Source organism: Kitasatospora sp. MY 5-36 (assembly GCF_001182915.1).
Lineage (GTDB): Bacteria > Actinomycetota > Actinomycetes > Streptomycetales > Streptomycetaceae > Kitasatospora.
The window spans coordinates 1-1,183 of the sequence record NZ_LFVW01001247.1 but is presented as its reverse complement, the minus strand read 5'-3'; the positions used below and the strand labels follow the sequence as shown (position 1 = coordinate 1,183).

The 1,183-nt window shown below is 75.6% G+C and carries 1 protein-coding gene; it reads left to right on the top strand.

Translation table 11 applies throughout. The features are described 5' to 3' along the window. The first annotated feature begins 108 nt into the window (after window positions 1-108). Window positions 109-1,053, top strand: coding sequence for a sugar phosphate isomerase/epimerase (locus AE652_RS41720; RefSeq protein ID WP_082346297.1), 945 nt, complete (start codon window positions 109-111; stop codon window positions 1,051-1,053). The last annotated feature ends 130 nt before the right edge of the window (window positions 1,054-1,183 follow it).

Here is a 1,183-nt window from a genome sequence, read left to right as displayed (position 1 = left end):
CCCCCTCCAGGCCGCGTGCGCCTGCCGCGCCGACGCCCTGCCCGTGGCCCTGTCCCTGCTCGCCGCGGCGCCGGTGGCCCGCCGCCTGTTCCGAAAGCTGTCCCCCACATGACCGGCACGGTCACCGACCAGGGCCACGCGCAGCCCGGCCCCGTACGAACGAACGCCGTACGGACGGACGCCGTACGCGCGGACACGGGGCTGCGGTTCGGCTACGGAACCAACGGGTTCGCCGGGCACCGCCTGACCGAGGCCATCGCCGTGCTGGCGGACCTCGGCTACGACGGGATCGCCCTCACCCTGGACCACTGCCACCTCGACCCGTTCGCCCCCGGGCTGTCCCGGCGGGTCGCGCGGGTCGCCCGGCGACTCGCCGAGACGGGCCTGGAGACCGTGGTGGAGACCGGCGCCCGCTACCTGCTCGACCCGTGGACCAAGCACGCCCCCACGCTCGTCGACGAGGATCCGAGCCGTCGGCTGGAGTACCTGGGTCTGGCGATGCGGGTGGCCGCCGATCTGAACGCGGGGGCCGTGTCGCTGTGGAGCGGCGTGCCCGCCCCGGGCGTGCCGTCCCGGGTGGCGTGGGAACGACTGGTCCACGGCTGCGGGTGGGCGGTGGCGGAGGCGGACCGCCACGGCGTCGTCCTGGGCTTCGAGCCGGAACCGGGCATGCTCGTCGACACCCTGGACGCCTACGAGCTGCTGCGCCGCCGCCTCGGCGATCCGCCCGCTCTCGGGCTGACCCTCGACATCGGCCACTGCCGCTGCCTGGAGTCCGCCCCGGTGCCCGACTGCGTCGTACGGGCCGGGCCGCACCTGGTCAACGTCCAGATCGAGGACATGCGCAGGGGCGTGCACGAGCACCTGGAGTTCGGGCAGGGCGAGATCGACTTCCCGCCCGTGCTGGACGCGCTGCGCCGCACCGGCTTCCCGGGACTGGTCAGCGTCGAACTGCCGCGGCACAGCCACGCCGCGCCGCAGCTCGCCGCGCGCTCGCTGGCCTTCCTGCGAGCCGCCGCCGACGCGGCGCACGGCACCCGGACACCGCGATGAGCTTCGGCAACGCCGCCCGGGTGACCGTCCGCGACCTGCGCGCCGCCCTCGACCGGCAGCTCACACCGGACGCCGCCCACTGGCTGGCCACGGCCCTGACCGAGGTGGCCGCCGAACCCGACCAGGCCCT

Bases quoted from the DNA above. Each gene is read 5' to 3' on its own strand.
- AE652_RS41720 (WP_082346297.1), top strand. From the start codon at position 109: ATGACCGGCACGGTCACCGACCAGGGCCACGCGCAGCCCGGCCCCGTA.